Annotated in this window: 1 protein-coding gene; it reads left to right on the forward strand. The window is 53.6% G+C overall.

Going from position 1 to position 547, the window contains the following annotated elements:
- Positions 1 to 131: 131 nt before the first annotated feature.
- Entirely contained in the window at positions 132 to 356 is a 225-nt protein-coding gene (locus ACK4S7_RS13210) for a hypothetical protein (RefSeq protein WP_409647730.1), read from the forward strand.
- Positions 357 to 547 lie beyond the last annotated feature (191 nt).

Below are 547 nucleotides of genomic sequence, written 5' to 3' on the forward strand. Positions count from 1 at the left end.
GCTGTTGGAGGCCAATGACCTCACCGCGCTCGTGTGACTGTCGGAATTCTTTACAAAACGAGGCGTCGTTAACCATCGTAACCGACGCAAATGCTGACTTGGCACGGGCATTGCAGCTTATCCAATTAACTATGAAAAGCATTTTACGCCTGTTTACGATCAAGACCAAGTTGGAGGTGTTCCTCATCACCTACGCGCTTGGGCTTGGCGCGGTGAAGCGGGGACAGGAATATATGATCCAATATCCTGGCGCGATCGGGAAGGTGTTTTTTCTGCTGTGCACGTGCGCCGTATTCATTGCCGCCGCCAAAATGCTTGAGGCCGTAGAACTGGACACAGCGTTCGGTTCCGACTGACGCGAAGTCGTCGGTTCAACACTTACAGCAAAAGGCAAAAGGTCCCGGATTCTGTTGCCGGCGACCCAAATGCGGACGCATTTTTTAACCGAAAAACCGGTTCCCACTTTTCCTGAAAATGCTGGGGAAGTGGGGGGTTTCTGTTGCCCGGCACCCCCCAAGCCGCTGTAACCTTTCTGTTGCCCGGCCGG

This window comes from Sphingorhabdus sp., from assembly GCF_046292425.1.
GTDB lineage: Bacteria > Pseudomonadota > Alphaproteobacteria > Sphingomonadales > Sphingomonadaceae > Sphingorhabdus_B.